This is a genomic window from Paracoccus tibetensis, from assembly GCF_900102505.1.
GTDB classification, from domain to species: Bacteria; Pseudomonadota; Alphaproteobacteria; order Rhodobacterales; family Rhodobacteraceae; genus Paracoccus; species Paracoccus tibetensis.
In genome coordinates, this window is the sequence record NZ_FMVT01000001.1 from 59,495 (window position 1) to 83,952 (window position 24,458).

Annotated in this window: 25 protein-coding genes and 1 tRNA gene; 9 read left to right on the top strand and 17 right to left on the bottom strand. The window is 64.4% G+C overall.

Features of this window, described 5'->3' with window-relative positions; genetic code table 11:
* Positions 1-14: 14 nt before the first annotated feature.
* From BLP73_RS00295 to BLP73_RS19265, 3 genes are read right to left on the bottom strand one after another with little or no spacing between them, the layout of a single operon-like run.
* Entirely contained in the window at positions 15-1,142 is a 1,128-nt protein-coding gene (locus tag BLP73_RS00295; protein ID WP_175453179.1) for a DUF3618 domain-containing protein, read from the bottom strand.
* Entirely contained in the window at positions 1,132-1,557 is a 426-nt protein-coding gene (locus BLP73_RS00300) for a phage holin family protein (protein ID WP_090739524.1), read from the bottom strand. The genes BLP73_RS00295 and BLP73_RS00300 overlap by 11 nt, the downstream gene beginning before the upstream one ends.
* Complete coding sequence (locus tag BLP73_RS19265) at positions 1,554-2,396, bottom strand: hypothetical protein (RefSeq protein ID WP_175453180.1); 843 nt, start codon at positions 2,394-2,396, stop codon at positions 1,554-1,556. The genes BLP73_RS00300 and BLP73_RS19265 overlap by 4 nt, the downstream gene beginning before the upstream one ends.
* Positions 2,397-2,612: 216 nt before the next feature.
* Here BLP73_RS19265 and BLP73_RS00315 point away from each other — a divergent pair, with 216 nt between their 5' ends.
* Positions 2,613-3,806: a YihY/virulence factor BrkB family protein gene (locus BLP73_RS00315; RefSeq protein WP_090739530.1), complete on the top strand. Its 1,194-nt coding sequence runs from the start codon at positions 2,613-2,615 to the stop codon at positions 3,804-3,806.
* Here the strand turns inward: BLP73_RS00315 and BLP73_RS00320 are convergent.
* Together BLP73_RS00320 and BLP73_RS00325 are read right to left on the bottom strand one after the other, a co-directional pair.
* Positions 3,803-4,450 carry a GntR family transcriptional regulator gene (locus tag BLP73_RS00320; protein ID WP_090739532.1) on the bottom strand — a complete coding sequence of 216 codons (648 nt, stop codon included), beginning with the start codon at positions 4,448-4,450 and terminating at the stop codon, positions 3,803-3,805. The two genes, BLP73_RS00315 and BLP73_RS00320, sit on opposite strands and share 4 nt — an antisense overlap.
* Positions 4,451-4,481: 31 nt before the next feature.
* Complete coding sequence (locus BLP73_RS00325) at positions 4,482-5,168, bottom strand: M48 family metallopeptidase (RefSeq protein WP_090739534.1); 687 nt, start codon at positions 5,166-5,168, stop codon at positions 4,482-4,484.
* Positions 5,169-5,284: 116 nt separating this feature from the next.
* Here BLP73_RS00325 and BLP73_RS00330 point away from each other — a divergent pair, with 116 nt between their 5' ends.
* The 3 genes from BLP73_RS00330 to BLP73_RS00340 all read left to right on the top strand — a co-directional run bounded on the left by BLP73_RS00330 (position 5,285) and on the right by BLP73_RS00340 (position 7,793).
* Positions 5,285-5,599: a TIGR02300 family protein gene (locus tag BLP73_RS00330; protein ID WP_090739536.1), complete on the top strand. Its 315-nt coding sequence runs from the start codon at positions 5,285-5,287 to the stop codon at positions 5,597-5,599.
* Between the two features lie 238 nt (positions 5,600-5,837).
* Positions 5,838-5,913, top strand: a tRNA-Ala gene (locus BLP73_RS00335).
* 185 nt (positions 5,914-6,098) lie between these two features.
* Positions 6,099-7,793, top strand: coding sequence for a pentapeptide repeat-containing protein (locus tag BLP73_RS00340; protein ID WP_175453181.1), 1,695 nt, complete (start codon positions 6,099-6,101; stop codon positions 7,791-7,793).
* Here BLP73_RS00340 and BLP73_RS00345 read toward each other — a convergent pair.
* From BLP73_RS00345 to BLP73_RS00385, 10 genes are all read right to left on the bottom strand, one after another.
* A complete protein-coding gene (locus tag BLP73_RS00345; RefSeq protein WP_139165854.1) occupies positions 7,787-8,038 on the bottom strand; it encodes a hypothetical protein in 252 nt (83 codons plus the stop codon). The two genes, BLP73_RS00340 and BLP73_RS00345, sit on opposite strands and share 7 nt — an antisense overlap.
* Positions 8,039-8,141: 103 nt before the next feature.
* Positions 8,142-8,348, bottom strand: a complete 207-nt coding sequence (locus tag BLP73_RS00350) for a hypothetical protein (protein ID WP_090739540.1) — start codon at positions 8,346-8,348, stop codon at positions 8,142-8,144.
* 676 nt (positions 8,349-9,024) lie between these two features.
* Positions 9,025-9,975 carry a hypothetical protein gene (locus BLP73_RS18890; RefSeq protein ID WP_139165855.1) on the bottom strand — a complete coding sequence of 317 codons (951 nt, stop codon included), beginning with the start codon at positions 9,973-9,975 and terminating at the stop codon, positions 9,025-9,027.
* Between the two features lie 512 nt (positions 9,976-10,487).
* Positions 10,488-11,483, bottom strand: coding sequence for a hypothetical protein (locus BLP73_RS00355; RefSeq protein ID WP_090739541.1), 996 nt, complete (start codon positions 11,481-11,483; stop codon positions 10,488-10,490).
* A 169-nt stretch (positions 11,484-11,652) separates the two neighbouring features.
* Entirely contained in the window at positions 11,653-12,288 is a 636-nt protein-coding gene (locus tag BLP73_RS00360) for a hypothetical protein (RefSeq protein WP_090739542.1), read from the bottom strand.
* A 178-nt stretch (positions 12,289-12,466) separates the two neighbouring features.
* The gene (locus BLP73_RS00365) at positions 12,467-12,646 is read right to left on the bottom strand and encodes a hypothetical protein (RefSeq protein WP_139165856.1); all 180 of its coding nucleotides are present in this window, start codon (positions 12,644-12,646) and stop codon (positions 12,467-12,469) included.
* A 379-nt stretch (positions 12,647-13,025) separates the two neighbouring features.
* Positions 13,026-13,484 carry a hypothetical protein gene (locus tag BLP73_RS00370; RefSeq protein ID WP_139165857.1) on the bottom strand — a complete coding sequence of 153 codons (459 nt, stop codon included), beginning with the start codon at positions 13,482-13,484 and terminating at the stop codon, positions 13,026-13,028.
* Between the two features lie 218 nt (positions 13,485-13,702).
* On the bottom strand, positions 13,703-13,996 hold the full coding sequence (locus BLP73_RS00375) for a hypothetical protein (RefSeq protein WP_090739545.1): 294 nt from the start codon (positions 13,994-13,996) through the stop codon (positions 13,703-13,705).
* Positions 13,997-14,827: 831 nt separating this feature from the next.
* Positions 14,828-15,400, bottom strand: a complete 573-nt coding sequence (locus BLP73_RS00380) for a recombinase family protein (RefSeq protein ID WP_090739546.1) — start codon at positions 15,398-15,400, stop codon at positions 14,828-14,830.
* A 214-nt stretch (positions 15,401-15,614) separates the two neighbouring features.
* Positions 15,615-15,830 (bottom strand): hypothetical protein, encoded by a 216-nt coding sequence (locus BLP73_RS00385; protein ID WP_139165858.1) that lies wholly within the window; start codon positions 15,828-15,830, stop codon positions 15,615-15,617.
* Positions 15,831-16,270: 440 nt separating this feature from the next.
* Here BLP73_RS00385 and BLP73_RS18895 point away from each other — a divergent pair, with 440 nt between their 5' ends.
* From BLP73_RS18895 to BLP73_RS00395, 3 genes are all read left to right on the top strand, one after another.
* Positions 16,271-16,735, top strand: a complete 465-nt coding sequence (locus BLP73_RS18895) for a hypothetical protein (RefSeq protein ID WP_139165859.1) — start codon at positions 16,271-16,273, stop codon at positions 16,733-16,735.
* A 282-nt stretch (positions 16,736-17,017) separates the two neighbouring features.
* The gene (locus BLP73_RS00390) at positions 17,018-17,227 is read left to right on the top strand and encodes a hypothetical protein (RefSeq protein WP_090739548.1); all 210 of its coding nucleotides are present in this window, start codon (positions 17,018-17,020) and stop codon (positions 17,225-17,227) included.
* A gap of 134 nt (positions 17,228-17,361) precedes the next feature.
* Complete coding sequence (locus BLP73_RS00395) at positions 17,362-17,739, top strand: hypothetical protein (RefSeq protein WP_245686481.1); 378 nt, start codon at positions 17,362-17,364, stop codon at positions 17,737-17,739.
* Positions 17,740-17,967: 228 nt separating this feature from the next.
* Here BLP73_RS00395 and BLP73_RS00400 read toward each other — a convergent pair whose 3' ends face one another.
* Both BLP73_RS00400 and BLP73_RS00405 read right to left on the bottom strand, forming a co-directional pair.
* Positions 17,968-19,368 carry a tyrosine-type recombinase/integrase gene (locus BLP73_RS00400; protein WP_090739549.1) on the bottom strand — a complete coding sequence of 467 codons (1,401 nt, stop codon included), beginning with the start codon at positions 19,366-19,368 and terminating at the stop codon, positions 17,968-17,970.
* A gap of 173 nt (positions 19,369-19,541) precedes the next feature.
* Positions 19,542-20,168: a TetR/AcrR family transcriptional regulator gene (locus BLP73_RS00405; protein WP_090739550.1), complete on the bottom strand. Its 627-nt coding sequence runs from the start codon at positions 20,166-20,168 to the stop codon at positions 19,542-19,544.
* A gap of 85 nt (positions 20,169-20,253) precedes the next feature.
* Here BLP73_RS00405 and BLP73_RS00410 point away from each other — a divergent pair, with 85 nt between their 5' ends.
* Both BLP73_RS00410 and BLP73_RS00415 read left to right on the top strand, forming a co-directional pair.
* The gene (locus tag BLP73_RS00410) at positions 20,254-21,336 is read left to right on the top strand and encodes an efflux RND transporter periplasmic adaptor subunit (protein ID WP_090739551.1); all 1,083 of its coding nucleotides are present in this window, start codon (positions 20,254-20,256) and stop codon (positions 21,334-21,336) included.
* Positions 21,337-21,346: 10 nt separating this feature from the next.
* Positions 21,347-24,442 carry an efflux RND transporter permease subunit gene (locus tag BLP73_RS00415; protein ID WP_090739552.1) on the top strand — a complete coding sequence of 1,032 codons (3,096 nt, stop codon included), beginning with the start codon at positions 21,347-21,349 and terminating at the stop codon, positions 24,440-24,442.
* Positions 24,443-24,458: the final 16 nt, after the last annotated feature.

Genomic DNA, 24,458 nt, shown 5'->3' on the forward strand with positions numbered 1-24,458 from the left:
CGAAGGGGCCGTTTCTAGAGCGACGAGCCGGGGCGGTCGGCCGAGTAGCTGGAGGCCACGCTTGTGCCGGAGCCTGCATCCGCACCCGACGTGCCGCTGCTGGTTCCGCTGCTGGTCGAGCTGCCGCTGGTCCCGCTGCCGCCGCTTCCGCCGCTGCCGCTGTTGTTGTCGAGGTTCTTCCCGAGCTCATCCTTCACGGTCGAGGTGACCTGCGCGGCGGCCGACTTCGCCTCGCTGAGGCCGGCCGAGACGACGCCCTGCACCTTGGCCTTCTCCTCCTCGAAGATGCTCTCGGCCTCGTGGAACAGCCGGTCCGAGTAGCTGCCGAGCAGCTCGTCCTCCTGCCGGGTGCGGGGCAGTAGGCAGGCTAGACCCGCGCCGACCGCAAGGGCCGCGGCGCCGAACAGCAGCGGCTCGCGGTCATAGCCGTCCGAGACGGTCCGGCTGCCCGCGCGCAGCTTGCGGGCGGCGGCATCGCGCGCCTCCAGCGCTTGGCGGCGCGCCTCGGTGACGCGGCGGCGAGCCTCATCGCTCAGATCCTCGGTGCCGGCGCTCAGGCGGTCATGCAGCTGGCTGGAGCTGTCCGACACGCTGTCGCGCCAGTCATGCGCCTTGCGCCGCAGCCGGTCGGTCATGCTGTCATGCTGGTCGCGGCTGGAGGTGCCGCCGCTGCCGCCGCTGCCGCCGGACGCATGGCCCGTTTCGGTCGAGGCGCTGCCGCCCCACGCGTCGCTGCCGCCCGAGGCGGAGGAGACGCTGCCGCCATTGCCGCCCGTCCGGTCGCTGAACTCGCCGCTGGCGCCGTAGCTGCGGGTCGCGCGGTCCCAGTCACGATCCGGCGCGGTGCGACGGCGCGGGACATCGTGGCTGACCTGGCGGTGGGTCGGGTCGTAGCCGCGCCCAAAGATCAGCCAGGCGAGGCCGACGCCGGTCAGGGCCAGCGCGACCGGATTGGACCGCGCCGCCTCGCTGGCGGAATTGGCCCACTCGCCGCCGTTCTCGCGGAACTTGTCCGTGACGCGGCGGGCGAAGCCGTCCAGCGACAGCTCGTCCTGCAGGTCGTTGAGCGTGCGGCGCAGGGCGTTGCGGTCCTGCTCGATGTCGCGTTCGATCAGTGCGGGGTCCTGGGACTCATTTGTCATGATATGCCTCCTTGATGGCATGTGCGTCGCGCTGGACGTTCTGGACGGTGCGGGACGGCATCAGCGCCTCGGGCTTGAGATCGCTCATCCCCTTGCGCAGCAGGATGTAGGCCAGCAGCGCCAGCACGAGGCCGACGATGACCGCGCTCCAGATCGGGCCGAGGTCCGTCTCGGCCAAGGCCGCGACCAGCGCCGCGACCAGCACGTTGATGGTCACGATACCGATAACGGCAGCCGCGACGATGAAGCCCACCGCGACGCCGGCGCGCTGGACGTTCTGGCCCATCTCGGCCTTGGCGAGGGCGATCTCCTTGCGGACCAGATCGCCCGACAGGCGCAGGGCCTCCGAGGCCAGTGATGCAGGGTTGTGGCTGCGGGTGCCGGTCTGGCCAAGATCTGCGGTGCGATCGCTCATTGTCCGCCTCCCGTGCCCGAGGTGCCGGGTGCGTTGCCGTAGCCCGGAACGCGCGCCTTCTCGGCGCCGCTGCTGCTGCCGGTGCCCGTCGAGTTCCCGCCGATGTTGCCGACGAGATCGCCCCCGACGCCGCTGCCCGTGGCGCTGCCAGCCGTGCCGCTGCCGGTGGTGCCGCTGCCCGTGGTGCCCGAGCCGCTCATGCCCGAGCCGCTGCCGCCACTCATGCCGCTGCCGGTCGGGCTGGCGCTTCCCGCGCTCCCCATGTGACTGCCGCTGGTGCCGCCGGACGCGCCGCTGCCGTGGCCGTGGATGCTGGCCTGTCCGCCTTGCTGCTGCGAGGCGAGGCTGGCGCCGCTGCGATCTGCAAGACCCGTCTGGCTGCCCGTGCGGCCATGGCTGCCGGTCATGCCGGTGCCGGTGCTGCGGCCCGCGCTAGGGGCGCCTGCGATCAGGAAGCGCGCCGCGCCGAAGCCGCCCAGGGCGCAGAGGCCCAGAAAGGCGCCCGGACGTTCCCGCGCGAAGCTGCGCACGCTGTCCACCATCTCGGCGGTGTCCGCGCTTTTCAGGCTGTGGGCCATGCTGCCGACGCTGTCGGCGGCATAGTCGAACATCTTGCCGATGCCGGATTGCGGGTCGATCTCGGACTTGGCCGAGCGCAGGGCCGAGGCGAGGCTGTCCGCCTGCTTCGACAGGTTGTCGCGGATGCTGTCCTCGCGGCGCGCGGCCTCCTGCTTCAGGCTGTCGGCGACTTGCGACACCTTCTGGCTGGCCTGCTCTTTCAACTCGCCAAGGCCAAGCTCGTCGCCTCCGGCCGATCCGTGGTGCTGGTCTGAAGTCATGGGAATCCTCCCCGTTCGTGGAACGACGGCGCCGCTCCTGCGGCGTCCGGGTCGTGACATGGGGGTGAGAACCGCGCCGCCCCTCCTTTGTTCCAGCGGCAGATGAAGCGGCGGCCGGGGGAACAAACACCTCTGCCGGCGATTGGGGGCACAGATCACGCACGCAATCCGGGTGCGCCCGAGACGGGTTGGCCCGGCAAGAAGAAGGACGAGGCCATGGCCCGACAAGCTCAAGGTGACAGGACTGCTGGGTCCAGCGCGGATGCCGACACGCCCCGAGGCATCCCCTCCGGCGGCTGGAAGCAGATCCTCTGGCGGGTCAAGGACGAGATCGCCAAGGACCATATCTCGGTCGTCGCTGCGGGGATCGCCTTCTACGCGCTCCTCTCGATCTTCCCGGCCATCGCGGCGCTGGTGTCCATCGCGGGGCTGATCCTCGATCCGGCCGACATCGCGGGCCAGCTGGAAAGCGCCGCCGCGGTCCTGCCCGCCGAGGCGGCCGGGATCGTGCAGGACCAGGTCGTCAAGGTCACCACGGGCGACCAGACCGGCACGGGCCTCGTGGCGCTGTTCGGGATCGCGGTGGCGCTTTACGGCGCGATGAAGGGCGTTCTGACGCTGATGGAGGGGCTGAACATCGCCTATGACGAGGAAGAGACTCGGGGCATGGTCAAGCTGTACCTGACGGCGCTGGCGATCACCCTTGCCTCGATCCTCGGCACGGCCGCGGGCATCGGGCTGATGATCCTGCTGCCCTCGCTGATCGGCATGTTCGGCCTGCCGCCGGTGCTGGAGACGGTCGTCGGCCTGCTGCGCTGGCCGGTGATGGCGGTCCTCGTGATGCTGGCGCTGGCCGCGCTCTACCGCTTCGGGCCGTCGCGGGCCGAGCCGAAATGGCGGTGGGTCAGCGTGGGCGCGGTCGCGGCGACGGCGCTGTGGATGATCGGCACGGCCGCCTTCACCATCTATGTCCAGAACTTCGGCAGCTATACCGAGACCTACGGCACGCTTGGCGGCGTCATCGTCCTGCTGACCTGGATGTGGCTGTCCTCGTTCGTGATCCTGGCCGGGGCCGAGCTGAACGCCGAGATCGAGCAGCAGACGGCGCGCGACACCACCACCGGCGCGCCCGAGCCGATGGGCCAGCGCCAAGCCGTCAAGGCCGACACGCCGCCGCCGGCCGGGGGCGAGACCACCGATGCCGGGCGTGCCGGGTCGCGGCGGCAGGATCAGGACCGCGCGGGGTCGCGCCGTGGCGGTCCGGGCCGGGCGCCGGTGGCGGCCCAATCGCCCACGGCGGACCTGTCGATGGCAATGCTGCTTCTCGGCAGCGCGGCGCTGAAGGTGCTGCGGCCGGGCACGCGGGGCGGCGCCCCCGAGCCGGAGGCCGCGCCGCGCCGGACGCGCTAGCCGCGCCCTTCGGGCCCGGTCAGGTGGCGCAGTCCGTGCGTGACATCCGCGCGGACCGCCAGGCGCAGCGCGGGCTCGTCCCCGGCCCGCAGCGCGGCCAGGATCATGCGGTGGTGGCGCGGCGGCTCGTTGCGCTTCACCCGGCCGTAGAGCGCCCGCATCGTCGGGCCGAGCTGCAGCCAGATCGTCTCGAGCATGGCCAGCATCGCCGGCGCCTGCGCACGCAGGTAGAGCATGCGGTGGAAATCCAGGTTGCAGCGGATGTAGCCGACCGCGTCATGACGCTCGACCGCGTCGGCGATGCGGCCGTTCATCGTCGCCAGCCGGTCGATCAGCGCGAAATGGGCACGGGGCAGGGCGCGGGCGGCCAGTTCCGGCTCGATCAGGGCGCGTAGGGCGGCGAGTTCCTCGATGCGCTCGTCCGACAGCTCGGGCGTCGCGACGCGGCCCGATCCCGACAGGCTCAGCGCGCCCTCGGCCACCAGCCGCCGCACCGCCTCGCGCGCGGGGGTCATCGACAGGTGGTATTCGCGTGCGATGCCGCGCAGCGTCAGCGCCTTGCCGGGCGGCAACTCGCCCAGCATGATCCGGCTGCGCAGGGAACGGTAGAGCCGCTCATGCGCGGCGGGATCGGCGGGCGTCATGGCGCAGGTGTGATCACAAAGGGGGCGCGCGTCAATCGCGAAAGCGCCACAGCATCAGCCCGCCGCCGTTCTGCTTCAGCCAAGCGCGCTGCGGCGCGTGGCCGGGCATCAGCCGCTCGACCGCGGCCCAGAAGCGGGGCGAGTGATCCATATGCGCCAGATGCGCGACCTCGTGGGCGGCGACATAGGCCAGGACCTGTGGCGGCGCCATCGCGAGGCGCCAGTTGAACATCAGCCGGCCGTCGCTCGTGCAGCTGCCCCACCGCGAGCGGGTGTCGCGCAGCACGATCGCCCGCGCCTCGCGCCCCAGCAGCGCCGCCAGCCGGTCGCATTCCGGCCGCAGCCGCGCCAGCGCCAGCTGCCGCAGGAAGGCGGCGACGACCGGGCCGGCCGGCCGTGCCTCGGGCACCAGCAGCGCGTCCGCCTCAATCCGGGGCGCGCGCAGGGCAGGGGCGGGGGTGACGGCCAGCGGGCGGCCTTCGACCGGCAGCAGGGCGCCATGCGCCACGCATCGCGGCGCCGGACGCCGCGTCAGCGCCGCCTCCAGCCAGGACCGGCGGGACCGGGCGAAGGCCTCGCCCTCGGCCAGCGGCGCGTGCAGCGGCAGGGTCAGCACGGCCTCGCCGCCCGCATGGGGCACGCGCAGGACCATGCGCCGCGCACGGGCCGAGCGGCGGAGCGCGACGGTCAGGCCGCCCTCGATGGTGATGCTGCGCATCGCGCCTGCCCCCTTGCCTTGCAGCCCGCGGCCTGCCAGAGAAAGCCTTTGACACCCTTTGGCCGCTGTGGCAGGGGGTCGCCGGATTTCCCTAATCGCGGCTGAAGGAGATTACCATGCCCAAAGAGGAATGGGGCACGAAACGCCTGTGCCCGCATTGCGCGACCCGGTTTTACGACCTGCGCACCAACCCGATGACCTGCCCCGCCTGCGGCAACCAGTTCACGCTGGAGAGCCTGACGGACGGACGCGGCAAGACGATCGTGCCCGAGAAGGTGGCGGCCCGCAGCAACGACGCGCTGGTGGATGACGAGGACGACATCGCCGATGATGCGGGCGAGCTGGACGACGACCTGCTGGAAGAGGACGATGACGACGCCGACGTGTCGCTGGACGACATCGCCGACGTCGCCGACACCGACGAGGACTGATCCCGTCCCTGTCAGATCGTGAATCCCGCCAAGGCCGCGCCACCCGCGCGGCCTTTTCCATGCCCGGGCGGCTTCCATTGCGGACCGCCCGGCGCAGGCGCTGGCCTGCGGTGCAGGGCGTCCGCGAGTCCCGATGAAAACTTCCAGCACCCGTCGTTTTTCCCCTTGCGGCCATTTTGGGCCGTCCTTATACGACCCCTCACGCAGCCGACGCACGGCGCCGCTGCGGACCTCCGGTGGGGCCATAGCTCAGTTGGTAGAGCGCTTGAATGGCATTCAAGAGGTCAGGGGTTCGACTCCCCTTGGCTCCACCATTTACATCTTTCGTTGTGTTATCAGCCAGTTATCTGGAAGATGCTGATGCGCTGATAGTGCCATGCTGATAGCAGGTCCACTATGCGCGGACCCTCCGTTATGTATGCAAATCACGCGATAGCGGCTGACTTGAGGCATGTGCAGTTGCCGTCTAGCGTCACTGAAGTTGCTCAGGAACATTCAGATGAACAAGCATTCAAAGAGAGCCGAAAGCTTTACGGATTGGCTCGGCATCACGAACACGCCTGACTGGAACGTGGCGCGCCCGCTTGGACCGCTCTTGAGTGCAATCATCGGGCTTTTATTTTTCCTTGCGCTGATTGCAGCGATCGTTCTTCTAGCCAAGACCATCTTTGCATCTGGGACCACAACACTTAGTACGGGCGCCCTTATTGCTGCTTTCCTAGGCGCGCCCTTAGTTATTTGGGGAACGATACTCAAGCAGCAATCGGTCATGTTTCAAAAGGAGGGCCATATGACCGATCGCATCAGCAAAGCGGTCGAGCAACTAGGCGCCGAGAAGGCGGTCGAACGAATTGGTCGGCCGGTTACGATATGGACTGGCCAGCCGGAGAGAGTCTTGTACCATGTAGAAGCCGCGAAACAGCTTCAAGACCAGCCCAGAACGCGGATGGGCTTGAAGTCGTGGCGTGAGTATTGGAATGACGAAACGGAAGAAACAGACGAGGGATGGTACGCCACGATTTCTACTTGGCCTGAGGAGCGGACATTGATCCAGTGGCAGGGTGAAGGTGTCGAAATTGAAGAGAATGAGGCTATCGGAATTGAGGGGCCGTGGCAGGTCTTCAAGGAGACATCTCCGAACATCGAAGTCCGTATAGGAGCAATACTTTCACTAGAGAGAATTGCTCAAGATTCTACGAGACATGACAATGGTCGCGACCATGTTCGAGTAATGGAAATCCTGTGTGCATACGTAAGACACAACGCGCCTGCATCTAAAGCAACTTTCGGAATGTATCCTGAAGGCGTTGACGAGAACTCCCTGAGAGAGAAGATCAAGAATCCGCCATACAAGTGGATTATGGAGCTAGAGCGACCAAGAAGCGATATACAACTGGCACTGACAGTGATTGGCCGGCGCAGCTTAACACAAATAGGAATTGAGAAGCAGCACCCGGACGGTGGGAGCATTGGCTACAGGCTTGACCTGTCGCAATCTAACCTGAGGAGATGCGATCTCACGAGGGCGCGCTTTGCACATGCTAATCTGAAAGAAAGCTTGCTTGAGGGGGCGTTCTGCGCAGATGCTGACTTCTCATACTGCAATCTCATAAATGCAAAGCTTACCTGGATAAGCGGCGCAAGAGCTGGCTTTTCACGCGCGAAACTTGATTCAGCAGACCTGTCATATGCCGATCTGAACAGCAGTAACCTCGCCGGCGTCAGACTTTCCCATACCCATTTGGTAAAAACCCAGCTTAAGGGAAGTTCCCTTCAATTCTTGCCCAACAGAAGAGGAACCGAAGTCAACAGAGCTTTCTTTATGAGTGCCTCACTTAATGCCGCGACGATCAGCGGTGATCTGCTCGGAATCGTGTTAGACTTCGGAAAGGACAACGCAGACGCGAGTCAGCGTCTCGTATGGGGATTGAGGTTCAGGAACATCAGGCTTCTGCGAACAAAGAGTGTTTTCGGCACGGACCATTCTGGGATGCTTTTTCCCGTCGAGCTACTTGATCACACTTTCGGCGATGGGAGTGTTCTCGTGCCCCACGCCACTTGCCCTCCGCATTGGCCCCGCGCAGAGCTTACCGACGCAGAATACGACAGTAGGTACCTTCGTTGGTTAGAGGGCGACATAGTGGGACCGACCCCTCATAGTTCTGTTGAGAGGGGTCAGAGTCAAGTTCAGTAGCGCGGGAGGTCAACCCTAAGCGCCGACAGTGCGTTGCGAATCCCAAAGGCGTTCTGGAACATCAGCGTTGAGGTGATGGCCCGGTAGTCGTGCTGGGAAACCTCGTGGTCACTGTTCACGAGCGGCGCGACGATGCCTTCAAGGCCCCTCTGAACGCCCTGCATCGGGTCCCACGTCGGGTTGCCCCAGACGCCGCTTGCCAGGACGCTGGACGGGAAATCGAAGACAGGCCCCATCCCGTTCATCCCGGTGAGGGTCCACTCCCAGCGAAATGAGAGACCTAAATCCGGCCCGCTGGAAGGATGCCTTGGCGATGCTTTCCGGGGACAGCCGCCATTCGAGATAGTCCTACCTGTCTGCCCGCCCCTGGGCGTTCACCACCGTTTGCTCGGCATAGAACAGGCGGCCGAAGTGCGTGGACGTTGCGAAGGAGGAGAAGGTCTCCCAGTCACGGTGATGGATGCCCGAAAGAAGCTGCTTCGAGTAGGACGCCAGCATGAAGCTGCGGAATTGGAAGACGGACTTCCAAGGCTCCTTGGTTATCATCGCGGGCATGTTCCTAGGGTCGTTCTCCCGCGGGACGGTTCTTTAAGACCTGTGGCAACCACCTGACGGCATGACTTATCACCCCGGGATTCCGGATGCGACAAAGCAGTTTCACCGAACCCGCATCTGGTGAATGACGAAGGCGCCGACGGCTATGGAAAAGCCGCAAAAGAACATAAGCCACGAAGTAAAAGTGATAAATTTTATAGCCGTCAGTGGCCAAATCTCATAGATCGCTGTGGAATCGTATTCTGCAGCAGCCAAAAGTCTTCTGTAGTTGCCGGGGCAGGACACTGATGGGCGGGCACCGAATTCCGTTGCCACATCGCGCGTCAGCTCATTCCATCCGCATCCTAATACGATACGTTGAGACGGTCTTCCAACGCTCACCACGAATTGTAGGGACAGGACAAGGTATGTTCCAAGCATCCAGAACATGATCCCAGAGCTAACAAACATGACTCGGGTTACTCGTTTCTTCGGGGCCGACCGAAGTGTCTGAAAACATAGAGCCAGAACTATGAGAATGCAGATTGAGGTCAGTAGAGCAGAGTTCGACGGCCATACTGGCGCTACTTCAGCGAAGTGGCCAAGGATAGGAAGTAACCCTGTTCCAGCCGTTGCCCAAAGCGCAAGGCCGCGAAATTCACGGAGGGTTTTCTTGAAGTCATCAAGGCCCGACATTTTAGAACTTGATCACGTATGGATCATCGGGAGAGGGTCGGGCGGGGTCAACGAAAATGCGCCCGGTGCGCGTCCGCCCGTCTGACCATATTCCAATGTACATAAAGGTCCCTGCGATCTGCAATCCCCCTGCGACCACGTCGACATCTCTCCATTGGCAAGCCTCAATGTCAAACCCCTCATTGCCGCCGAAGATGCACAATCGAAATTCAAACTCAGAAAGTAAATACAGCCGGGCATTTGGAGGTTCTGTGCTAAAACTCACGACGGGCCAGCTGGGGGAACCCCCGCAAGCGGGTTCTGAAAAGAACAACAGTGGTTTACCGATCAAGCCCTCGGTGTATAGCTGGTATGATAGTTCGGTTGCTTCAAGCGCTGCACGCTGCAGATCACCATGTGCATCACCATCATTATGACTGATCAGGTTTTGTGCTGCATCTATTTGAGCATTGATCCATGCTTCGTATCGACTGCGAGGTACATTAGCTACATCAAACGTAAACCTTAGATAGTCCACGAGCAGGAGGTATTCGTAGGCCCCCCTTAAGGGTGAAGATGGATCGAGGTTGAGGGAAGCGTATCCAGAATTACCGTCACAGCCTATGTATACTTCATAAAGCAAGGGAACTTCATTCAGCTTTTGAACTAGCACATCCTCGATATACTGCCGATGAATATCCAACTGGATATGGGTGCCGTACATCTCCTTTACCGCCGAACCTGCCACCACTGGAAGATCGGCTAGATCGCCTTCGGCTTGCCCAAATTCGTCTTCCAGCATCTGTTCAATTACCTGAAGCATCTCTCTTGCGGAAGGAGATTCTTGTGAGTAAGAGGATGATGGAACTGCGGCTAGCGCAAGCAATGTACTGCCTGCGGCAGCAAGTCGGCGTAGAACTTCGAAATAGTTAGCGTTGCGCTGAATGTCGGGCATTGGGTTGAAGCCATTCATTGTCATCCTTGGCATGCTAACCCAACATTGCGTCAGTTACATACTGTTTATGTCGCGGACGATGCTTTCATGGAGGGAGGGCCTGGTGTTCGTGGTCCGCAGCGCCGCCAACGTTTTGCTGAATGGCTGCAAGCAGCATGAGTATCCTGTCGAGCGAGGTCGTGCTGCCGCGGGTCGGTAGTCTACTTCAGACCAACCGCTCTTGCTGCGCCCGCATTCACTGCTGAGACGCCGGCGTTGGCGATGGTTGAAGATGCATAAGTTCTTGATCAGGTCGCTTGAGCTGCGCAACAACGCCCGCCTGTGGCGCGAGCGGCAGGAGAAGGCTCTGCGTGCGACGGCTCAGAGCGACCAAGGGAGAAGGTTGTTCTCGGCGGAAGCGCGATAGCCTCGGCTCGAAACGGCCTTGCGGGTAGTGGCGCAACTGGGGTGAACTAAAACCGAAAATGCAAAAGGGGCTGCACTCAGGCAGCCCCTCGGTTCTCTTTGCTGAAATATTCCGCGGCCTCAGCTCAGGCGCGGGAGACCTTGACGAGACCCATCCGCACGGCTTCCCGATAGGAAACCTCTCCGGTCCCCGGCAGGGTCATCAGGATGGTGCCCCCATCGCCGCGGCGGTGCTTGATGCCCGAGGCGTCTAGCGCGTCCATGACTGCATCCGGGTCGATGCGGTCGAGGGCCGCAGTAAATTTCTGGGCAAGGCCATCGAAGCCCGAGGCGTCGTTCTGGACCATCATATCCCTGACGGCCTGCTGCATCTGCCGGGTCAATGCGGGGTCGCCCTCAACAAACTGGCCGAACAACTCGTCGTCATGGACCCCGAGGCCGCCCATGCGGCTCATCACCGCGTCGTAGAAGCCAGCGCGGGTCTGCTCGATCTGCTGCGCCAGGGCTGCCGGGTCTTGCCCGCTCCGCTCGGCCATGCGCGTGACCATCTCCTGGCTAATGTCGCCGGTCTCCACCATCACATTAAGCGCGGCCATCTGGGCATCGTGGGGGAGGGTCTGCGTCAGGCTCGTCAGCGCCGTCTCGGCCTCGTCGGAGGCGCGGAAGGTGTCACTCGCGGGTGCATCGTCCTGTTGCCCCTGCGGCTGCCCTTCATCGGCTGCCCCCGAGGCGCGGGCCTCGTCGCCATTGCCGCTAAAAGAGTATCCGCCCTGCCCATCCATGCGAACAAAACCCAGGTTCGCCGCCATGCTGAGGGCCATTCGCTGCCCACCCACTTCAACGGTGTCGCTGGGTTGGTAGCTGCGGTTCATCACAGGGCTGCCCGTGGGACTGAGGATGGAGCGCTCGATCCCGGCGCCGCGCGCGAAGTCGCTGCTGCGAACTTCTCCGCCTCCGTCGTGTGTCAGGGTGCCGATTTGTTGGCCGGTGCGGTTATCGGTGCGGAAGGTCAGCTCGCGGCCGCCGCTGCCAACCTCGTAGGTTGGTGCAGCCTTGGCGGGGCCGTTGCTGAAGCTGGCGTTGCTGAAGGTGTCGGTGAAGGCGTTGTATTCGGTGCCCATGATGGGGTTTCCTTTAGATGATCTTGATGGGGTTCTTGATGAGGCGCGCGTGATGCAGGCCGCCTCGGGAGGCCGTGGAGGGTGGTTCCCTATTCGGGGTGAATGTGCCTGAGAGGTTCCCCGAACTTCCCACTCCACAGCCACCAGAAGCGGCCTGTGTGGGTGCTGGTTACCGGAGGGCGTCGAAGGTGCGGCGGGAGGAGACCATCTCGGTGCGGTGTGCGGCTGCTTCCTGGGCAACCTGACGGGCATCGTGACGGGCCGGCCGCCCAATGGACGACTGCTCACTGACAGCCAAGTTGTAGCGGCGAAGGTTCAGCGGGTCTCCGTCTAGGAAGCGCACCTGTTCATGTGGCTTCAGATCTAGGATGAGGCGCGCTGTGGGGACCTTCTCGGTGGCGGCTTGGCGCTTTAACGGCAGCGCCGTGTAGACGTAGATGCCGTAGAAGGTATCGAGACCCTGCCAGAGGCCGTTAGCCCCCATCTCCTGCATCTCGATCCAGTCGGCCGCATCGACCTTTGCGAACATCGTGCGGTTGCGGTTCAGGCAGACGGAGAGACCATGCAGACCATAGTTGCGGTCGAAGAAGGCGCGGGGGCGCCGCTGCTGACGGAGGCGGGAGATGCGAACCAAGTTGGCACCCGATAGGTGAGCGGTGGCTTCTCGGTCGATGAGGTCGCAGTAGTCTTCAAAGTCGATGCACCCGAGGGCACGGGCACGGGCGGGGATGAGGTCGGACAGCGCGGGTGCCTGAGGGGCTTCCTGCGGCTGGATGCTCAAGGCTTGGCGGAGGATGGCGTTCATGGTGTGTCACTTTCTGGGCATGAAAAGGCCCCGTCAGGAGAACCTGCGGGGCGCGCGTTACGGTGTTGTCGAGGGTGTGGGTGAAGGTGGTGGCGGAGCTGGGGGCACCTGCGGGGGAAGCTCAGGCCAGCCGAACGGCGGGAAGCGTAGGCTGTCCTTCAGGGGGAACATGACAGGTTCACCCTTCCGGCTGCCCCGCGCGGTCGGTCACGAAGATGGCCCCGGCGCGGACCTGATCGCGTGTCCAGTGGCCGCGCGGTCGATGGCCCATCTCGGCCATCTCACGGGACCTCTGGCGCATCTCCTGAAGGGTCTCCGCGGGGATGCCGGTGGCGTCGATGATGGTCTCGTCGCTCATGTTGGTGGCCCGGCGAACGAGGAGCCATGCTGTGTCAGTGCGGGGGTGGGGCATGAAGTGGGTCCTTTAGGTGGGAAGATGAGGAGTCCCTGAAGTTGGCCCCGATAAAATCGGATGCGCCTTCAGGTGATGCTCATGGTAGGCGTTCGGGGGACGCTCCGCGTCGAAGACCCAATGAGATGATCTTCACGAAGTTGAGCCGCTACCGTAGTGCGATGAGGTCAATCTGAAGCTGACCTTGCCGAAGGCAGGCGTCCCTTCAGGCTGCCTCATGGGGCACCTCTATGGGTGCTTCCCTTGATGGTGACCGCGATGAAGTTCAGCCCCTTCAGGGCCACCCAGAGGGTTTCCCTATTATATTATATATGCGGAGGGCGGATTAGCGGGCATCAGCCTCGGCGGCTGCTTCGTCAACATGCCAGTAGCGGCCCCAGCCGGGGTCTCGCATCACGCGGGCCAGCTCGCGCCAGTCATAGTTGCCGGTGACGGGCTGCGCCTTGAAGCCGAGCTTCCCCTCGCGCTTGAGCCGCTGCCAGTAGGTCTCCTTGGTGGGGCCTTGAAGGTGCGCCTCGGGTTCCGCTTCGATCTGAACCGCGCAGGTGGACCCGAGGGCGGTCTTGATGCTGATGCCCCACCGCTGCCGGCAGTAGGCATTTGCCTCCTTGGCGATGTTCAGCACGTCGGCGTTGTGGCTGTCGGGATAGAGCTTGCCTATGCCGGATGATCTGTCCGCGCCTAGCAGGCTGGGGTCTGTGAGGATGTTCCGCAACTTCGCGTCCCCATCCTTTGCGGCCACGATGAGGCGAGAGACGAACGGCAGGCGCTGCCACGCGGGCATCCGGTTGAGGTCGTAGCAGAGGGTGGCAGCTCGGCCGTGGTGGTCTCGATTGCGCTGCGCGTTCTCCGCCTTCCGGGAACCTCTGGCGCTGTTTCGGGTGGCAGCCTTCTGGCACTCCCTATCGCAGAACCTTTGGTTGCTTCGTCGTGGTGCGAACTGAACCCCGCACTTCGGGCAGAACGGGTCTCCGCTGTCTTGCGGTGCCGCGTCCAAGGCCACTACCGGGCACCCCGAACGGGGAAGACATGGGCAGAGAGGACGGGCAAAGACAGGTTGAGCGCCGCGGCGATGATCTCGCTCTTGGTGATCTCCCGGCCGGTGGCATCTGCATGGCGCTGCGTCAGGGCGTCGATGACCGTGGCCACCTCCGGGCGCATCCTGGTGGTGGACCACTCGGTAACATCTCGGCTTCGTCCGATGGTCTCCGGGAGATGACGCGCGGTGAGCTGGCGCAGGTCGGAGATGAACATTGGGTTGCTGCCGTCATTGCGGCGGTTGGCTCTGCTGGCCATTGGCGTGGTGTCCTTCGGGATGTGGTGACGGGATGCGAAAAGGGGACCGCTGGCAATGGGCCAGCAGGTGTTCGCGGAGGTGGGCTAAGGGTGGACTTGGCGCGGGGACCGGATTTGAAAGCCCACTGACGCCCACACACTCAGTTGCGGCCGGGAAGTTTCGGGGTGAGACCGTGAAAAACCGGCAGGCGGCATCAACCCGTTCGGGTTCTTTTGTGCATAAGGTGGGGATATTGTGACGGGATGCGTTGCGAGGGGCGGTGGATGCCGCGCAGGGACTCGCTGAGGGCCTTCAGAGGTTCCCCGGTGGGTTGGGGTGCAGCGAGGGCCTCGCGGGCGTCCTGAGGGGGCACCGCAGCGTCCTGCGGGCATCTCAGGCGGTGGGCCTAGGGCGGGCCGTTCTCCGGGTCTGCTACGTCACTAGGTGGGGATGATCGTCTGAATCCTCAGTCAGCACCGTGCAGGGCACCGCTGGCGGCCTCTAGGGGCGGCCGGGTGGGTGGGCACCGGGCTTGGCCTCGCGGGCTTCCTGAGGGAGCACCGCAGCGTCCTGCGGGCGTTTCAGGCGATGGGCGTAGATCGGGCTGTCCTCCGGCTCTGTTACGTCACTAGGTGGGGATGATTGTCTCGGCCCCTCCATGAGCACCGTGCGGGGCACCGCTGGCAGCTCGTGAAGGTTGCCGGGCGGGTAGGCACCGGGCTTGGCCTGGCGGGCGTCCTGAGAGGGGACCGCAGGGGTCTGTGGCGGGTTCTGAGAGGGGAAGTGGCGGGCGGGCAGTCCGTCGTGGGTCGTTGTGTCACAAGGTGGGGATGATCGTGTCCCGTTCTCGATCAGCCTCGCGCCGCCGCTCGATCAGCCAACACCCGGTAGACGCTCGCCCTGCTGATGCCCAGGCGCTTCGCCACCTCGGCTGCAGGCAGCTCCTCCTCCTTCACCATTCGCAGCACCTCCTCGGACTTTGCGCGGGCAGTAGGTTTGCGGCCCTTGTATCTGCCTTCGGCCTTGGCCTTGGCGATGCCTTCGCGCTGGCGTTCGAGCATGATCTCCCGCTCGAACTGCGCGATGCTGCCCAGGAGGTTCAACATCAGGCGCCCGTTCGGGGTGCCCGTGTCGATGGACATGTCGAGGATGCGGAGGCTGGCTCCTTTGCCCTCGATCTCCTTCACGATCTCATTCAGGTGGGCGACGGAGCGAGCCAAGCGGTCCAGCTTGGAGACAACCAGAACGTCCCCTTTGCGGATGAAGCGGAGGGCCTCGGCCAGCTTCTCGCGCTTCGCCGTATCAACCGAGGATACCTCCTCCTGGTAGATGTCCTCGCAGCATGCCGCGCGGAGGTCCCGAAGTTGCGCCTCAAGTCCTGCCTTCTGGTCGGTGGTGGAGGTGCGGGCGTATCCAACGATCATGGTCTCGATCCTTCTCAAATGGGTCTTAGACAACATGAGAGGGCTGTCTCAAAACTTCAAGCGAATTTGTGAGACGCAGCAAAACCAGCAGGCAGCATTCTCGGAAGCCATGAGTCACTAGACCTTGCCCGTGTGAGACAGCCTGCCAAAGAGAAAGGCCGCGCCGTCTCCGATGCAGCCCTTGGGGTCTCGGCTGGTGAACCGCTCGGTGGCCTCAACGGCGAACCAGAAAGGCAGCCACAAAGGACAACCGCAGGCTCCGCTGCCAGCCCCTCGCGCTGTTCACTTCCAGATCGTAGGCGATCAAGCCAGCATCCCAGCTACAAAGCACCTCGTCAGCATACGCACGGCTGCAAAGGGTGAACTCCCAGTTGGGCGTCTCGATGTAGCAGCTGGTGAGGCAGATGTCGGCGGAGAATTGGATGTTCATTGAGTTCTGTCCCTGGCTGTGAAAGCGGCGCATTCTCGGCGCCTCCTCAAGCCATACGCCTAGGTTAATTATCATGTAAAGTATTGTTTTAGCTACACAAATGGGATTATCCCGCAAGTGGAGACATCGGTGCGGAGGGCATCTCAAGGGCACCTTCTGGCGCACACGGAGGGGCACCCTACGGGGGAACGCGCGTTCCTCTCTATCTATCTCTAACTCCCATAACTGTGCGGCAAAATGTTCCGGCACCGCACGCTAACGCCAAACCGGACAAAACTACCAAACAAGTCTTTGCGGAGAATTTGATGCTTGGTATGGTCGCCCACCCGTCAGGCTATGAGGACAGGATGAAAGAGCACGCTCCTGCTGTGGTCGGCGCATTGGAACCTAGACGATTATGATGATAACAGATGCCTGCTGAAAGTTGAAATTAGGGGTCGATGGTTGTGGCAAGAGATGAAGAGTTATACCGGCGCGCGCTGAGTGAATATGGAAGCGGGATCGTAGACCGCGCTCTGCTGGCAAAGGCGTATGTGCTTTCTGAAGGCAACGAGGATAAAGCGAGGTTTGAATATATCAAACTTCGTGTGGAGCAAATAAAAAGAGACAATCTGAGAGATATTCCTAGGAGAGTTCGTGAAGGCATCTCTTCAGCCAAAGAAGAGAGGAAAAGCAGGCAGGAGAATGAACGAAAGCAATTATCACTAGCTAAAGCCAGGGAAAAAGAAGAAAGGGAGGAGAGAAGACGGAACATTGAACTTGGAAAAAGAATTGAGCAAAGAAACAAGCTGGCGCTGAAAGGCGACGTGGAGGAAAGGTCAGGAACGGCGTTGGTCGATGCGTTCTTTGGAGCCATAGCTATTCTTGTTGTTCTGGGATTAGTTGTTGGTTTCCTCTTCGATTAGCAGGATCATATGTTCGATATGGATTGCGGAAAGAGCTGGTATTAAAGCCTCCTCCACACAGACCTAGGCGAGAAGAAGCATCTGATGATGGTCTTTAGCCGCCCCTCCCTCACGGAAACCCAGCGTCTTGCCGAAGCTGCCCGCCAAGGTCTCCGCATGGTGGCCGCGGGGGAGGACAAGATGCTGGAGGGGTGGTTGGTCTAAGGGGCTGCCCTGAACGAGGGGCGGAAGTTGTTCTCCTCAGATGATCGGGGCTTTGGGCGGTGGCTCACCTCATCTAACTTGGATAAGGACATCCACCCCGGCGACCAGCAGGCCGCCATGTGGGCCGCCGCCGACGAGGCAGCCTTCGAAGAGACCCGGAGGCTGCACCCTCGCGTCCGCACCGTGCGGGGCCTTCACGCCAAGTGGAAGGAGGCCCAGCGGCCCGAGCCGAAGGAGGCACCTGTCTACGAGGAGCCGACCGAGGCCGAGCGGCACACGCTCAGGTAGATGTGGCCGCTCTGCCATACCCAGCACGGCTCGTTAAAACACTGACAAAAAAGTCGATATGTCGCCTCACAAAACCGTGTAGCTGGAGGTGGCGCGTCAACTCCGCCGCGTAATTTCCGTTAAGGTGTATCAAGATGAAGTTAGTATCTGTTCTGTCAGCGGGGGCACTCCTCCTCGTCACAGCCTGCGCGCAAACCTCGATCCAGCCGATGTCGAAGGACACTTTCAAGGTCGCCACTCAAGCGGCACCGGCTTGCGGTCCGAATGGTGCCCGCAATGTTGCGTTCAAGAGCGCATCGGTTGAGGTGATTCGGCGCGGCCACGACAAGTTCGTCTTGGCAGGCGACTCGCACAACTCTGATTTCTGGAGCGGCAACCACAAGCAGGACATGGTGGTGCGCGTCGTGCCGGAGGGTAGCCCGGAAGCAAAGAACGCCCTCTCTGCCCGCGAGCAGCTAGGCGATAACTGGCAAGAAGTTGTGGCAAAGGGCGCGCCGACGACTTGCGGATGAGTCCAACAAGTTTGGCATCAGTATGATGGAGGTTTTCTTGAAGAACGTCATTATCGCAGCGAGCTTGGCCATCCTTGGCCTGTCGTCGGTCACCACAGCTGCCGTCGCACATGGGGGCGGCTGCCGTAAGTCCTCCCCTCCGGGCCAGTGCTGCCACATGGACAACAGCACAGGCACCGTTCACTGCCACTAACGAACCCCTGGGAGTGACCAAGACTCGACCTGAGGTCACTCCCTCACAGGCAACTTCACGTCCCCCACACAAGCCCTCCGCTGCACCTCCGAGGCACCCTTCGCATACACCCCGAAGGTCACGTCCTTCTTGTCCGCGGCGTGGCCCACGATCTCCGCTATGGTCTCCCTTGGGTGCCCCGCATGTCTCGCCTTGGTGGTGAACCAGCGCCGGGCCGAGTGAAAGTTGACGAGGGACCGTCTGGTGCCCTCGCGCTTGTCATCCACTCCGACGCCCTCGCGGAACCTCTTGAAGCGTTTTCCGAAGGTGTCGCCTGGGTCCCGCTCGGTCTTCAAGCCGTGGAACAGCCAGTCCTTCCCGGTCTTGCCTGCGACGCGCCGTTTAACGATCTCCTCTAGGTCCGGGTGAATGGGCACCTTGCGGGCTGCCGCCTCGGTCTTGCCCTGCTGGATGTCGAAGACCCCATCGTGAACGTCCTCAACCCACAGGGTCAGCACCTCCGCAAGCCGCATCCCGGACAACAGGCTAATGATGAGAGCATCCCTGATTTGACTCTCCCACTCCGGCCGCTTCATGGGCCACGGCGAGTAGAGGAGCTTCTTGACCTCTTCGTCAGTGAAGGCCCGCTCCTCCTCCTTCTTGCTGCCCCGCTCCACGCGCTTGCCAGTCTTCACCGTCTGCTGCCCGTTCCACGGCCACCCGTCATCCAAGGGCATCCCAGGCGGCAGGTCGATGTGGCCGCGGCGGGCGAGGTGCTTCCAGTAGGAGCGCAGGGAGGTAAGGTGCTTCTTCTGCGTCACGGGGTGCATGGGGTCGATGACCTCCCCCACATACTTGCCCGCCTGTCTGCGGTCGATGCGGTCCAGCGTCAGGCCCTTGTCGGTGGCCCACCGGGCGAACCTCATGACCAGCCCTCGGCGCTCCTCAGTGGTCTTCGGGGCAAGCCCTGCGGTGGACAGGTAAGTGTCTAGGTGATGGGCAACCTCCTCGCGCCCCGTGAGGGCATCCGCAAAGGCGCGGCGCTGGGTGTCGTTGCGGAGCTGGTCGGCTTCATCCTCGGCAACGCTGCGAGCAAAGCTCAGAGCCTCGTCATCGTCCGCGTCTTCGTATGCCGCCAAGGTCTCTCGCCAGATGGCGCCCCGCTCGGAAGGCCCGAGTGTTGCGGCTTTGCGGGGGCCTGAGGGTTTCCAGCCGGGCAGCTCTAGGGTTGTCCTTCGGCCCATCTTGATCTGGCGGAACTGCATAGCCGTCTGCGCTTCCAGCTCATCCCGGCGCTTCTTGGCCTCGATCACGTCAGCGGTGTGCAGGTTGACCATGATGAACTGCGGCCCCGCGATCACCTTGCGGACGGCTGCCGGGACCTGCTGGCGGAACCACCACACGTTGCGACTTAGGAGGAGAAGGCGGTTCGCGCCCTTGCTGCTCTTGCCTGCCATTGGGCCACCTTTCCGCGCCATGCTGATAGCGTCATGCTGATAGCATATGGGGCAGAAAAGTCAATAATAGCTGGTTCTAGGGGTCTCAGGCTCCTCGGTTTAGCCTCCCCTTGGCTCCACCAAATCTTATCTTCCTCGATCCGACTTACGCGCCTGCGGACTTGCCCGCCGGCTCAGTTCGTCCGGGTGATCGCGGCGACCAGCATCGCCTTGTGCCCCTGCCGCAGCTCGTCCAAGGGCACCAGGCAGTCGCGGCGCGAGCTGCCCGACAACATCTGCACGGACATGCTGGCCATGATGATCGGGCCGAAGATCATGTGCACCAGCGCCTCGCGGTTCTCGACACGGAACTCGCCGGCCGCGACTCCCTGTTCGATCACCTTCATGATCGCGGCGTCCTGCTGGGCGAAGAGCCCGTCGAAGAACTGCTCGCCGATGGCGGGGATGCGCGCGGCGGCCTCGGCGATGAGGGCGGGCATCATTCCCATCTCCTGACCAAGGTAAATCGCGTAAAGCTCGTCCAGCGCCGCCTCGAAGCGGGCGCGGATGGTGAGGCTCGCGTCGTCCGCGATGGCCTCGAGGCGCAGATGGGTGCCGGCGAAGGCCTCGTCGATGCAGGCGACGAACAGATCCTCCTTGCCGGGGAAGTGGTGGTAGAGGCTGGCCTTCTGCATCCCGAGCGCGCGGGCGATCTTGCTCATGGAGGTGCCGGCATAGCCGCTGCGGATGAACTCTGCCGCCGAAACCAGCAGGATCTCGTGACGCCGACTGACCGTCGGCGACTCGTCGCGCCCGTCCATTGACTCCTCCGCGCTTTGGCATCATCTACCTACCGAACGGTAGGTTGATTCTCGTCTCATTGCAGTTTCAGCAGGAATATCCCTCATGTTCCAGCCATGTCGCCATTTCGTGACCGCCTTTCTTCTGGCTGCCCTGACCGCGGCGCCGGTCCTGGCCCAGGGGCCCGCCGCGGGCGCATCCCCGCAGCCGCCGCTGGCCCCCATGGTCAAGACCGTGGTCGCCGGCCAGTCCGGCCTCGAGCGGATGCGCCGCTTCCCCGGCCGCATCGCCGCGCGCGAGACGGTCGACCTGGCCTTCGAGGTCGGCGGGCTTCTGGACTATCTCGGCCCCTCGGGCGCCGACCCGGTCCGCAAGGGCGAGGTGATCGCCCGGCTGGACCTTGCCCCGCTGGAGCGCGCCCTCGAACGCGCGCGCCTGGGCCTGACGCAGGCCGAGCGTGACCTGGCGCGCCTGACCGAGCTGGCCGACCGCAACGTCGCCCCCCGCGTGCAGCTCGAGGATGCCGAGACCGCCCGCGATCTGGCCGTCGTGGCGCTGGAGGATGCGACGCGCAACCTGAACGCGGCCACCCTGCACGCCCCCTTCGACGGGATCGTGGCCCGGCGGATCGCCGCGCCCTTTAGCGTCATCGAGCCGGGCCAGCCCATCCTGCGCCTGCACGACATGTCCGAGGTCCGGGCCGAGATCGACCTGCCCGAGCGCATCCTGACCGCCAGCAACCGCCTTCAGGCCGTGCGCTTCTCGGCCGTCCTGCCGGGCACGGATGCGCCCGTCCCGCTGGAGCTGGCCGAGTTCGCGGCCGAGACCGCCGGCACCGGGCAAAGCTACCTCGTCAGCCTGAAGCTGCCCCAGCCCGCCGCCGCGAGCCTGATCCCCGGTACCCGCATCACCGTCACCGTGACCGAGCGCCAGCCCGAGGGCGGCCTTGTCGTGCCGGCCAGCGCCGTGGTCTTCGCGCCCGACCGCTCGGCCCTCGTCTATGCGGTCGAGCCGCAGGGCGACGGCCTGCGCCTGCGCGCTCTGCCCGTCCGGCTCGCGTCCGAGAACGGCACCGCGCTGACCGTCTTCGGGCTGGAGTCGGGCACCGAGATCGTCGAGGTCGGCGGGCACATGCTGCGCGACGGCGCCCTGGTGCGGCGCTACCTGGACCTTGGCCAGCAGTCCTGAGGCCCCTGCCATGAACATCGCCCGCCGCTCGGTCGAGAAACCGCTCTACACCTGGGTGCTGATCCTCTTCTGCCTGATCGGCGGGCTGGTCGGCTATGCCACCGTCGGCAAGCTGGAGGACCCCACCTTCACGCTGAAGAACGCGCTGATCGTCACGCCCTATCCCGGCGCCACCGCGTCCGAGGTTGGCGCGCAGGTCAGCGAGGCGATCGAATCCGAGATCCAGAAGATGGGCGAGGTCGACACGATCACCTCCTCGAACCGCCCTGGCCTGTCCATCGTCGAGGTCGAGATGAAGGACATCTATGGCGGGGCCGAGCTGCCGCAGATCTGGGACGACCTGCGCGACCGGATCGACGACGTGCGCGGCCGCCTGCCCGCCGGTGCGGGGCCGGTGACGGTCAACGATTCCTTCGGGGACGTCTTCGGCCTCTACTTCGCCATCACCGCGCCGGGCTACAGCAACGCGGACCTGTGGGACATCGCCAGCTTCCTGCGCCGCGAGGTTCTGGCCATTCCCGGCGTTGCCGATGCCGAACTGCGCGGCCTGCCCGAAGAGGCGATCTTCGTCGAGCCCTATGCCGACACGATGGCCGCCCTCGGCCTGCCCGCCAGCGCCTTGGCGGGCGAGCTGGCGACGGTGGGCGAGACGCTGGCTGCGGGCGCGGCCAATGACGCCCGCGCGCGCCTTCGGATCGAGCCGCCGGGCCAGGGCGACAGCCTGCGCGCCGTGTCCGAGCTGTCGCTCGGCTATCAGGGCAGCGTCATCAGCCTTCTGGACGTTGCCTCGGCCGAGCGGGCGCAGGTCGAGCAGCCGGGCCACGTCATCCGCCACAACGGGCAGGAGGCCTTCACCCTGGCCGTCGCGGGCCTGACCTCGGAGAACATCGTGACCGTCGGCGCGCGGGTCGAGGCGCGGCTGGCGGAACTCGCCCCGCAGCTTCCCGTGGGGGTCGAGCTGAACCCGATCTACCAGCAGCACCGCGTGGTCGACGAGGCGAACCGCTCCTTCCTTCTCAGCCTTGCGCTGTCGGTGGGCGTGGTGATCGGCGTCCTGGCCCTCTTCATGGGCTGGCGGGCTGCGGTGGTCGTGGGCGGCTCGCTGCTGCTGACGGTCGCGGCGACGCTGATGCTGATGGCCTTCTTCGACATCAAGGTCGAGCGCATCAGCCTTGGCGCGCTGATCATCGCCATGGGGATGCTGGTCGACAACGCCATCGTCATCGCCGAGGGGATGGAGCAGCGCATGTCCCAGGGCGACAGCGCCGAGGACGCCGCCCAGCACGCCGCCGCCCGCACGCAGGTTCCGCTTCTGGGCGCGACGGTCATCGGCATCCTCGCCTTCGCGGGCATCGGCCTCAGCCCGGACTCGTCAGGCGAGTTCCTGTTCTCGCTCTTCGCCGTGGTTGGTCTGTCGCTGCTGCTGTCTTGGCTGATCTCGGTCACGGCGACGCCGCTTCTGGGCAAGATCTTCTTCAAGCGCGGGACACTGAAGGCGGGCGAAGCCTATAACGGCTGGATCTTCCGGCGCTATCGCGGCCTCGTGCGGCTGTCGCTGCGCCTGCGCTGGCTGGTCATCATCGGCCTTGTCGGCACGACGGCGGCTTGCGTCGCCGCCTTCGGCAATGTCCGCCAGCAGTTCTTCCCGCCCGCCGACACGCCGCTGTTCTACCTGAACTACAAGGCGGCGCAGGGCACCGGCATCCATGCGACGCTGGACGATCTGGCGCGGATCGAGGACTGGCTTCTGGCCCGGCCGGACGTGACGGCGGTGACGACCACGGCAGGGGACAGCCTGTCGCGCTTCATCCTGACCTATGCGCCTGCCGATCCCGATCCGTCCTACGGCCAGCTGGTGATCCGCGCCAGCGACCCGCTGCTGATCCCTGCCATCGGCGCCGACCTTGCCGCCTTCACCGCCGAGGCCATGCCCTGGGCCGAGACGCGGGTGCAGCAGATCATCTACGGCCCGCCCGTGACCGCCGATGTCGAGGTGCGCTTCAGCGGACCCGATCCCGACACGCTGCGCGCGCTGGCCGGCCAGGCGCTGGAGGTGTTCCAGAACGAGACCGACCTTCTGATGACCGAGCATGTCAACTGGCGCGAGCGCGAGGCCTCGGTCGTCCCCGTCTATGCCGAGGCCCGCGCGCAGGAACTGGGCATCGCCCGCGGCGACGTCGCGGATGCCATCGCCGTGGCCACGGACGGACTGCGCGTCGGCGAGATCCGCGAGGCCGACCGCGCCATCCCCCTGATCCTGCGGGCCGAGGCCGATCGCCGCCTCGGCGAGGCGCCGCTGGAGGACCAGCTGATCCACTCCCCCGTCGCCGGGGCTTACGTGCCGCTGACGCAGGTGCTGGACGGGTTCGAGATCGCCGTGCGCGACACGCTGATCGAGCGGCGCAACCGCGTGCCGACGATCACCGTCCAGGGCTTCTCTCCTCCCGGCACCCTTGCGCCCGAATCCTTCGCCGAGGTGCGCGCGCCCATCGAGGCGATCCCGCTGCCCGCCGGCTACCGCATGGAATGGGGCGGCGAATTCGAAAGCGCGGGCGAGGCGCAGGCCAGCCTCGGCCGGCAGATGCCGCTGGCCTTCGGGTCCATGTTCCTGCTGACGCTGCTCCTCTTCGGCCGGCTGCGGCAGACCTTCGTGATCTGGGCGGTGGTGCCCATGGCGATCAACGGCGTCGCGCTCGGCCTTCTGGGCACCGGGCTGCCCTTCAGCTTCACCGCGCTTCTGGGGCTGCTGTCGCTGTCGGGGATGCTGATCAAGAACGCCATCGTGCTGGTCGAGGAAATCGACCTGCTGAAGGACGAGACCGGCCTGCCGCAATCGCAGGCCATCGAGGCGGCCGCCGTCAGCCGTCTGCGGCCCATCACGCTGGCCGCCGCGACCACGATCCTGGGGATGATCCCGCTGATCTGGGACCCGTTCTTCGCCTCGATGGCGGTGACGATCATGGCGGGGCTGGGCTTCGCCTCGATCCTGACGCTGATCGGGGTGCCGGCGATCTACCACACCATCTTGCGGTCCGAGCGACGGGCCGAGCGGTTGGGCAGGGGCCCGGACAAGCGCGGCCGGGCCGGGGTGCTGCGGCTGGCCTGAGCGCGCCGCTCCCGCG

Bases quoted from the DNA above. Each gene is read 5' to 3' on its own strand.
- BLP73_RS00345 (WP_139165854.1), bottom strand. From the start codon at position 8,038: ATGAACGGGATGGGGCCTGTCTTCGATTTCCCGTCCAGCGTCCTGGCA.
- BLP73_RS19265 (WP_175453180.1), bottom strand. From the start codon at position 2,396: ATGACTTCAGACCAGCACCACGGATCGGCCGGAGGCGACGAGCTTGGC.
- BLP73_RS00355 (WP_090739541.1), bottom strand. From the start codon at position 11,483: ATGGGCACCGAATACAACGCCTTCACCGACACCTTCAGCAACGCCAGC.
- BLP73_RS00405 (WP_090739550.1), bottom strand. From the start codon at position 20,168: ATGGACGGGCGCGACGAGTCGCCGACGGTCAGTCGGCGTCACGAGATC.
- BLP73_RS00330 (WP_090739536.1), top strand. From the start codon at position 5,285: ATGCCCAAAGAGGAATGGGGCACGAAACGCCTGTGCCCGCATTGCGCG.
- BLP73_RS00295 (WP_175453179.1), bottom strand. From the start codon at position 1,142: ATGACAAATGAGTCCCAGGACCCCGCACTGATCGAACGCGACATCGAG.
- BLP73_RS00300 (WP_090739524.1), bottom strand. From the start codon at position 1,557: ATGAGCGATCGCACCGCAGATCTTGGCCAGACCGGCACCCGCAGCCAC.
- BLP73_RS00380 (WP_090739546.1), bottom strand. From the start codon at position 15,400: ATGATCGTTGGATACGCCCGCACCTCCACCACCGACCAGAAGGCAGGA.
- BLP73_RS00370 (WP_139165857.1), bottom strand. From the start codon at position 13,484: ATGCCCGCGTGGCAGCGCCTGCCGTTCGTCTCTCGCCTCATCGTGGCC.
- BLP73_RS00375 (WP_090739545.1), bottom strand. From the start codon at position 13,996: ATGGCCAGCAGAGCCAACCGCCGCAATGACGGCAGCAACCCAATGTTC.
- BLP73_RS18895 (WP_139165859.1), top strand. From the start codon at position 16,271: ATGGTTGTGGCAAGAGATGAAGAGTTATACCGGCGCGCGCTGAGTGAA.
- BLP73_RS00385 (WP_139165858.1), bottom strand. From the start codon at position 15,830: ATGAACATCCAATTCTCCGCCGACATCTGCCTCACCAGCTGCTACATC.
- BLP73_RS00350 (WP_090739540.1), bottom strand. From the start codon at position 8,348: ATGCCCGCGATGATAACCAAGGAGCCTTGGAAGTCCGTCTTCCAATTC.
- BLP73_RS00340 (WP_175453181.1), top strand. From the start codon at position 6,099: ATGAACAAGCATTCAAAGAGAGCCGAAAGCTTTACGGATTGGCTCGGC.
- BLP73_RS00315 (WP_090739530.1), top strand. From the start codon at position 2,613: ATGGCCCGACAAGCTCAAGGTGACAGGACTGCTGGGTCCAGCGCGGAT.
- BLP73_RS00320 (WP_090739532.1), bottom strand. From the start codon at position 4,450: ATGACGCCCGCCGATCCCGCCGCGCATGAGCGGCTCTACCGTTCCCTG.
- BLP73_RS00400 (WP_090739549.1), bottom strand. From the start codon at position 19,368: ATGGCAGGCAAGAGCAGCAAGGGCGCGAACCGCCTTCTCCTCCTAAGT.
- BLP73_RS00410 (WP_090739551.1), top strand. From the start codon at position 20,254: ATGTTCCAGCCATGTCGCCATTTCGTGACCGCCTTTCTTCTGGCTGCC.
- BLP73_RS18890 (WP_139165855.1), bottom strand. From the start codon at position 9,975: ATGAATGGCTTCAACCCAATGCCCGACATTCAGCGCAACGCTAACTAT.
- BLP73_RS00415 (WP_090739552.1), top strand. From the start codon at position 21,347: ATGAACATCGCCCGCCGCTCGGTCGAGAAACCGCTCTACACCTGGGTG.
- BLP73_RS00395 (WP_245686481.1), top strand. From the start codon at position 17,362: ATGAAGTTAGTATCTGTTCTGTCAGCGGGGGCACTCCTCCTCGTCACA.
- BLP73_RS00325 (WP_090739534.1), bottom strand. From the start codon at position 5,168: ATGCGCAGCATCACCATCGAGGGCGGCCTGACCGTCGCGCTCCGCCGC.
- BLP73_RS00360 (WP_090739542.1), bottom strand. From the start codon at position 12,288: ATGAACGCCATCCTCCGCCAAGCCTTGAGCATCCAGCCGCAGGAAGCC.
- BLP73_RS00365 (WP_139165856.1), bottom strand. From the start codon at position 12,646: ATGAGCGACGAGACCATCATCGACGCCACCGGCATCCCCGCGGAGACC.